At 40.6% G+C, this 7,632-nt stretch carries 6 protein-coding genes and 9 tRNA genes; all 15 read right to left on the minus strand.

The genetic code is table 11. The annotated features are described in order from the left end of the window. Positions 1-390: 390 nt before the first annotated feature. Positions 391-1,737, minus strand: coding sequence for a phosphoglucosamine mutase (glmM, locus tag V7097_RS20395; protein ID WP_335705491.1), 1,347 nt, complete (start codon positions 1,735-1,737; stop codon positions 391-393). A 33-nt stretch (positions 1,738-1,770) separates the two neighbouring features. Beyond that, positions 1,771-3,009, minus strand: coding sequence for a CdaR family protein (locus V7097_RS20400; RefSeq protein WP_335705492.1), 1,239 nt, complete (start codon positions 3,007-3,009; stop codon positions 1,771-1,773). Next, on the minus strand, positions 3,002-3,823 hold the full coding sequence (gene cdaA / locus V7097_RS20405; protein WP_335705493.1) for a diadenylate cyclase CdaA: 822 nt from the start codon (positions 3,821-3,823) through the stop codon (positions 3,002-3,004). The genes V7097_RS20400 and cdaA overlap by 8 nt, the downstream gene beginning before the upstream one ends. 141 nt (positions 3,824-3,964) lie before the next feature. Continuing rightward, a complete protein-coding gene (locus tag V7097_RS20410; protein WP_335705494.1) occupies positions 3,965-4,588 on the minus strand; it encodes an anti-sigma factor in 624 nt (207 codons plus the stop codon). Between the two features lie 13 nt (positions 4,589-4,601). Next, on the minus strand, positions 4,602-5,165 hold the full coding sequence (gene sigW, locus V7097_RS20415; protein ID WP_335705495.1) for an RNA polymerase sigma factor SigW: 564 nt from the start codon (positions 5,163-5,165) through the stop codon (positions 4,602-4,604). Positions 5,166-5,339: 174 nt separating this feature from the next. Continuing rightward, positions 5,340-6,242: an arginase gene (gene rocF, locus V7097_RS20420; RefSeq protein WP_335705496.1), complete on the minus strand. Its 903-nt coding sequence runs from the start codon at positions 6,240-6,242 to the stop codon at positions 5,340-5,342. A gap of 175 nt (positions 6,243-6,417) precedes the next feature. Next, positions 6,418-6,493, minus strand: a tRNA-Ala gene (locus tag V7097_RS20425). Between the two features lie 104 nt (positions 6,494-6,597). Continuing rightward, positions 6,598-6,670, minus strand: a tRNA-Lys gene (locus V7097_RS20430). A gap of 20 nt (positions 6,671-6,690) precedes the next feature. Further along, positions 6,691-6,765: transfer RNA gene (locus V7097_RS20435), tRNA-Gln, on the minus strand. Positions 6,766-7,086: 321 nt separating this feature from the next. Further along, positions 7,087-7,171, minus strand: a tRNA-Tyr gene (locus V7097_RS20440). Between the two features lie 17 nt (positions 7,172-7,188). Next, positions 7,189-7,264: transfer RNA gene (locus V7097_RS20445), tRNA-Thr, on the minus strand. A 24-nt stretch (positions 7,265-7,288) separates the two neighbouring features. Beyond that, positions 7,289-7,364: transfer RNA gene (locus V7097_RS20450), tRNA-Val, on the minus strand. 2 nt (positions 7,365-7,366) lie between these two features. Beyond that, a tRNA-Glu gene (locus tag V7097_RS20455) sits at positions 7,367-7,441 on the minus strand. 18 nt (positions 7,442-7,459) lie between these two features. Next, a tRNA-Thr gene (locus tag V7097_RS20460) sits at positions 7,460-7,532 on the minus strand. 2 nt (positions 7,533-7,534) lie between these two features. Next, positions 7,535-7,609, minus strand: a tRNA-Asn gene (locus V7097_RS20465). Positions 7,610-7,632: the final 23 nt, after the last annotated feature.

Here is a 7,632-nt window from a genome sequence, read left to right on the forward strand (position 1 = left end):
TATCTAGTTTTTCTCAATCATATCCTTTCGTTTGTGCAGAGAGTCACCCCTCTGTTTTACCTAAAAAGATTTGCGGTCGTGATTGATAACAACCGGGAGGCATCCGCCGAAATTTCGATAAACCTCCTCCTCGTCAACTAAACCTGTAACAACAGCCTATTGCTTTGTCACTTTTTCCGTTCATGGTTTAGTTCTGGCGCTTTAAAAATGATATTGAATGACCTGTCCTAACCCCCTCTCTCAAAATAAAAAAGAACAAAAATAATAATACAACAGAAAATCCAACCTCGTCAATCAAAACATGGAATAAATCTTCCATGTATACTAAAAAAATATGCAAACTTGGAACAAGGTGTGCCAAGTTTGCATATTTTTAATCAAAATGTATAATTACTCCGCACCCATTTCTGTTTTTACAACAGCTACGATACGGTCTACATATTCCTTACATTGTTCTTCTGTTGGAGCTTCTGCCATTACCCTTACTAAAGGCTCGGTTCCGGATGGACGTACTAAAATACGACCATTTCCATTCATTTCAGTTTCAACCGTTTCGATAACCTCTTTAATCACTGGGTTATCTGTAACATGGTATTTATCGGTAACCTTCACGTTCACTAATAGCTGCGGGAATTTTATCATTTCGTTAGCAAGCTGTGATAAAGGTTTCTTCGTACTCTTCATGATATTCACTAATTGTAAACCTGTTAAGAGTCCGTCGCCAGTTGTATTGTAATCAAGGAAAATGATATGACCAGATTGTTCTCCACCAAGGATATATCCGCTCTTCTTCATTTCCTCTACCACATAGCGGTCGCCAACAGCGGTCTGCACACTCGCAATGTCGTTTGCTTCTAATGCCTTATAGAAACCTAAATTACTCATTACCGTAGAAACAATCGTTTGTTGCTTTAATCGACCTTGTTCCTTCATATACTTTGCACAAATGTACATAATTTGGTCACCATCAACGATATCCCCATTTTCATCGATCGCAATTAGACGGTCGCCATCGCCATCAAAGGCTAGTCCAACATCTGCACCCTTTTCCTTTAAAAAGGCAGCAAGTGCCTCAGGATGTGTAGAACCTACGCCTTCATTAATATTAAGACCATTTGGAGAAGTTCCCATTGTTGAAATATCTGCATCAAGGTCAGCGAACAAATGCGTAGCTAGAGAAGATGTTGCTCCGTGAGCGCAATCTAATGCTACATGGATATCCGTGAAATCCTCGTCCACTGTTTGCTTTAGGAATTGGAGGTATTTTTGACCACCCTCGAAATAGTCGTTTACCTGTCCTAAATTAGCTCCAATTGGACGTGGAAGCTGATCCTCAGGTAGGTCTAAAAGTCCTTCGATTTCATTTTCCTGTTCATCTGAAAGCTTAAAGCCATCTGGACCAAAGAACTTAATTCCATTATCTTGGACTGGGTTATGTGAAGCAGAAATCATCACTCCCGCTTCAGCTCCTAGAGCCTTTGTTAAATAAGCTACACCTGGAGTGGAGATAACACCTAAACGCATAACCTCTGCTCCAATGGATAATAGCCCTGCTACAAGTGCCCCTTCTAGCATATGACCTGAAACACGAGTATCGCGGCCAATAATAACCTTTGGTCTTTCTTTATCCTTTGTTAACACATAACCTCCAAATCTTCCAACCTTGAACGCAAGCTCTGGAGTTAATTCGCTATTTGCAACACCACGTACACCATCTGTACCAAAATATTTTCCCATTTTAAATGATCTCTCCTTTTGCAGATACTTCCTTTACCCTTCAATTGCGGTGATTCGTATCTTTGCCTTTTCTTGAGGTAATACCCATCTCACATTATCTGGGCCGTTCACTTCTATATCCACATCGTGTTCACCAATCCCTAGATCGGTCACATCAATAAATACATCAAGATTAGTAGAACTTGTCCCTTGTAATACACTTGTTGCACCTTGAACTTCTAAATCAAGGGTCCCTGCTTCAGGGTTTACAAAGGTAAGTGCTAATTGGGCTCCTAATCCTAGATTTCTAATCGATAAATCCGAGAAGGTTTCCGATATCTCTTCTTCGACATCGACTTTTACTTCAATCTCCTGTGGGGATACCTGGATAACCCCTTTGGGTATCGGAACCTTCACCTTAATCGTAGAATCTTCCTTTATTTTATCAAGGTCAATTTCACCCTCAATAGAAGAAATTGCATCAATGACCTCTTTTGGACCAAATATTGTAACCTGATTTGGCGTTGGCGTGATATTAACTAAACTTAACCCATCCGCTAGCTTTCCTTTTTGCTTAAGCGTAAATGATACGGATTTATTCGGACTAACAATTGGAACCGTAATTCCAACAACATTTGGCTCAACGGATACCGACAATACATTTTGATTTTTATCATACACAGCTACTCGTGATTCCTGTGTAAAAGTTTCTGTAACCCCCTTAAGGTCGACAACTGCTTTTACTAACGCAATTCTTTCGATTTCCTCTAAGGCTCCGGTTATTTTGACAACACGCGGTTCTACTACTGGCTGTTCGATTGTATATCCTTCTGCTACCTGATCACGGTTAACAAAGTCAACTTCAACTGGGAATTCCTTTGTCACCTTTTCCTGAATGACGACGGTAATTTCAGCAGGATCAATATTTACTTTTATTTTATCAGATATATTTCGAAACTGTAGCTTTACCTTATGAGTGCCTACTGATAACTGAGTGAGGTCTGCATACACTTCAATTTCCTTTTGTAGACCTTCTCTTTTTGTAACGCCAGATGGACCTTCTATCGTGACGTTTACATATTGAGGAACTCCCGATACCACTAGATTTTGATCATCATAGTATGTATTTACCGGAATCTCCGTTAATGTTTCCGAGTAATTTGAAAATAACGGCAGCCCTGCAGGACTCTTGGACGTAGGTTGATTTTCAAAGCTGACTGTTGCAAATAAAAGCATAGCAATTAACAATGCAATAATTCGTGTAACCCAACGGTTATCGATAAATTTATCCATTCTTTTTCCCCCTCCATTGCCAGAGTGGATGAGAGGTAATGCTTTCGTTCGTGATTAGTTCTTGTTTTAGTAATTCTCGAAATGCATCAGGTTTCAAATCACGGTGTAATTCCCCGTTCTTTGTCAATGACACAGCCCCGGTTTCCTCTGATACAATAATGGTTATGCTGTCGGTTACCTCACTAATCCCAAGAGCAGCTCGGTGCCGAGTTCCTAATTCCTTTGAAATAAATGGACTCTCCGAAAGTGGTAAATAACAAGCGGCCGCAGCTACTTGATTCCTTTGAATAATGACAGCTCCATCATGAAGAGGAGTATTTGGAATAAAGATGTTGATTAGCAACTCAGATGAGATAGTTGAATTTAGTGGAATCCCTGTTTCCACATAATCCCCCATTCCAGTCTGCCGTTCAACCGAGATAAGTGCACCTATGCGGCGCTTTGCCATATAATCTGTAGCTTTTGTTATGGCTTCAATTAATTTTACCTGCTGATCATCTTCTTCAGAACCACTTCTGGAGAAGATTTTCCCACGACCAAGCTGTTCCAATGCCCTTCGCAATTCAGGCTGAAAAATAACGATAATCGCCAAGAATCCCCAATCCATCACCTGATCCACTAACCAAAACAATGTATGTAATTCTAACAGGCTACTTAATAAGCGGATAAAAACGATCACAATAATACCCTTCAATAACTGAACAGCTTTTGTTCCGCGTATGAGGGAGAGTATTTTATATATCACATACCAGACAAGGAGAACATCTAAAAAAATGCCGAGGTAACCTAGTAATGGGAGTTCATTAAATGACATTCTCACACTTCCTCTATGAAATAATCCAAAAAACATAGTTAGCTATAATATTATATCATATAACTTTCGTGTACCAATTACAAATTGGTAGGGGGATGAGCACAAATTCGAACCGAAAAAAAGACCATCGTGTCCGATGGCCTATTCTTCATGATCAAAAATATGGATTGCATCTGTTCCTACCTTTTTTATATGGTACCAAAGCCACTCGAACATCTGGTTGACTTCTTTAATTTCACCAGTAACATTCCCAGCTGCGGCCATATAATTCTCCCCATTAATCACAGTGACGTCTCCCTCAACGTCTCCCTCAATTACGATCTTTCCGTTCTTAACAACGACATCGCCTTTTACTGTTTCACCTTCAGGAACAATCACAGTATTGTTTTCAACAACTAAATTGGGTTGCTTTGAAACAGAAAATTGCTCATTTTCATTCCAGACTGAAAAAAGACTCCCTGCCATTAATAATAGAAAAAGTGAGGCAGCTGTGAGCATTGGATGCTCTCTAAACCAGCGTCTAAAACTCACGGTACGTTTTTCCTTCGGTAGATTTTGCATGATCTTTAATGTGAAATCGTTAGGTGCGGAAATGTGAGAAGTACTTTGTACCAGCGCAATGGTTTTCTTTAGCTCATGAAAATGTTGATGGCATGATTCGCATGCATGCAAATGCTCACGTAGTAGCTTCTCTTCCTCTTCAGAAATGTCTTCATCTAGGTAATTGTGCATTAGTTCAAACATGTTGTTTTCTGAACAGTTCATTTTTTTCTCACCCCTATACATGTCGAAGCTGTTTACGTAAAGCTTCTCGGCCTCTGTGAATTCTTGTTTTTACCGTGCCCACCGGCAGGTCAAGAATTTCACTAATTTCCTTTAATGAAAACTCCTCGATGTATTTTAATACAATGACCGAACGATACTTATCCGGAAGCTTCAGTATTTCCGCTTGGATTAATTCTTGAAGCTCCATCGTTTCTAGCTCGTCCTCCGGTAGTGCAGCATCTGCGGCAATCTGAGAATACATAGTTAGTCCATCTGAGCCTGCAATCTCAGCATCTAAATAGTAGTCAGGCTTTTTCTTACGAATGCGGTCAATTGACAGGTTCGTTGCTATACGATATAGCCATGTTGAAAACTTTTTATTCAAGTCATAGCTGTGAATATTCACATATGCCCGAATAAAGGCTTCCTGTGCAATATCCTCTGCCTCATGTCGGTTTCCAAGCATACGATAGCATATTTGAAAAACCTTGTCTTTGTAAAATTCTACTATCTCCGCAAATGCATTCTGATCTCCATTTTTTATCTGTCTAATTCTGTTTTTGATTATTGTCTCCATTTTGGTATACCTCCGCCACTGCGGGTATCATTATTTACGATTGACCTTAAAAAAGGTTTCATTTTCTCCATAAGTTTCATTTTAACAAATTTTGGCTAGTTTATGTGGCTGGAAATCAAATCTTTAAAATAAAAAAACACAGTACCTCTTTTTACCCGAGATACTGCGACATCCTTATAACAGTTTTTCACCAAATAATGAACCCATTAATGCAACAGCCACAGAAGCTGTTTTATTTTTATCATCTAAAATTGGATTAACTTCTACGAATTCAGCTGAAGAAATTAATTTGGATTCCTCTAACATCTCCATCGCTAAATGGCTTTCACGGTAACTAATACCACCAAGTACAGGTGTTCCCACACCTGGTGCATCATGTGGATCAAGACCATCTAAATCTAACGATAAGTGTACACCATCTGTTCTTTCTCTTAGATAGTCAATCGTATCTTCCATAACCTTTGTCATACCTAAACGATCAATTTCATGCATGGTATACACTTTTACCCCAAGCTGTTTAATTAACTTTTTCTCACCTTCATCAAGTGACCTCGCACCGATGATGACAACATTTTCAGGTCTGACCTTAGGACTATAGCCAGCGATATCTGTAAGACGCTTATGACCAAGGCCAAGGCTTGCGGCAAGTGGCATTCCGTGAATATTGCCAGATGGCGAAGTATCTGCAGTGTTTAGATCACCGTGGGCATCATACCAAATGACGCCTAAATTATTATAATGTTTGGAAACACCTGCAAGTGTTCCGATTGCAATACTGTGATCACCTCCTAATACAAGAGGAAATCTTCCATTTAGTATGACCTCATCCACCTTAGCAGCAAGCTTCTCATTTGCTTCAGATACTTTCTCAAGATTTTTCAAATTTTCATCGTTACTAACTTCCCCACGAGTTGGACGTGAAATTTCAATATCACCTAAATCATCTATTTCATAATCGAGTCTTTCTAATCGTTCAACAACACCAGCATAACGAATGGCACTTGGCCCCATATCAACCCCTCTTCGCATCTGGCCAAGGTCCATTGGTACCCCAATGATCGAAATATCCTTCTTCATGATAGAAAGCCCCCCTTTCCCCATATACTCTATTGTAACTGCTTACATCAAAATGACTCAACTGGACAAAATCGTGTATATCTATACACTACACAAGAGAGGAGAGAAGGGATATTTCTGGATTTATGCAAAAAAAAATAAACCTCATAGGTTTAGTGGGTGTACATCATGAAATTGGTGGAGCCTAGCGGGATCGAACCGCTGACCTCCTGCGTGCAAAGCAGGCGCTCTCCCAGCTGAGCTAAGGCCCCAAATATGAAAAAGGAAGTAGTTCATGAAGTAGAAGACAGGATCGACACCCGATACCCCCACCTTGGCGGGGTACTTCTCTACCGCAAACTACTTCCAAAAGAGATGAGCCATGAAGGACTCGAACCTTCGACCCTCTGATTAAAAGTCAGATGCTCTACCAACTGAGCTAATGGCTCGTACAACTATAAAATAAAAATGGCTGGGCTAGCAGGATTCGAACCTACGAATGACGGAGTCAAAGTCCGTTGCCTTACCGCTTGGCTATAGCCCAATGAATAATCTTCGTGAATCTCCTTCTTCGAATACGCTTCCTGAAGCTTCTCCGCAAGAGGATATTTTGGGATATTTCAGCAGGAAATATCACGAAATGTCGTCGACATTACCAAGTATTATTAAAATCTCAGTAATAATGTCATCAAGTTTCAAGTGTTTTTCGGAAATTTGTTATATTCAATTACCTTATTATCTTGCACAACTGACCGCAAAATATGAGTAATTTTACTAATATAATGTACAATTTCCATAAAAATAGCCTACTTCATCCTTTTGAACTTGTCCAAAGAAAGAATAAAGGCTTTTCGAAAATGATAAATGGTGGAGGGGGACGGATTCGAACCGCCGAACCCGGAGGGAGCGGATTTACAGTCCGCCGCGTTTAGCCACTTCGCTACCCCTCCACTATTAAAATAAAAAATGGTGCCGGCGATAGGAGTCGAACCCACGACCTACTGATTACAAGTCAGTTGCTCTACCAACTGAGCTACACCGGCATTATTAAAACCTCAAAACTAAAATGGTGGAGGATGACGGGATCGAACCGCCGACCCCCTGCTTGTAAGGCAGGTGCTCTCCCAGCTGAGCTAATCCTCCAATGGTGACCCGTACGGGATTCGAACCCGTGTTACCGCCGTGAAAGGGCGGTGTCTTAACCGCTTGACCAACGGGCCAATTTTACTTTTTTCTTAAGCTTCCAAGCGGGCTCGAACCGCTGACCTCTTCCTTACCATGGAAGTGCTCTACCAGCTGAGCTATGGAAGCATTGGCTCCGCAGGTAGGATTCGAACCTACGACCGATCGGTTAACAGCCGATAGCTCTACCACTGAGCTACTGCGGAATAATTGCCTAGCGACGTCCTAC

The organism is Bacillus sp. JJ1562 (genome assembly GCF_036962705.1).
In the GTDB taxonomy this organism is placed as follows: Bacteria; Bacillota; Bacilli; order Bacillales; family Bacillaceae_L; genus Ferdinandcohnia.

Excerpts from the sequence above, each read along its gene's own strand:
- cdaA (WP_335705493.1), bottom strand. The coding sequence starts at position 3,823 with ATGTCATTTAATGAACTCCCATTACTAGGTTACCTCGGCATTTTTTTA.
- glmM (WP_335705491.1), bottom strand. The coding sequence starts at position 1,737 with ATGGGAAAATATTTTGGTACAGATGGTGTACGTGGTGTTGCAAATAGC.
- V7097_RS20400 (WP_335705492.1), bottom strand. The coding sequence starts at position 3,009 with ATGGATAAATTTATCGATAACCGTTGGGTTACACGAATTATTGCATTG.
- sigW (WP_335705495.1), bottom strand. The coding sequence starts at position 5,165 with ATGGAGACAATAATCAAAAACAGAATTAGACAGATAAAAAATGGAGAT.
- V7097_RS20410 (WP_335705494.1), bottom strand. The coding sequence starts at position 4,588 with ATGAACTGTTCAGAAAACAACATGTTTGAACTAATGCACAATTACCTA.
- rocF (WP_335705496.1), bottom strand. The coding sequence starts at position 6,242 with ATGAAGAAGGATATTTCGATCATTGGGGTACCAATGGACCTTGGCCAG.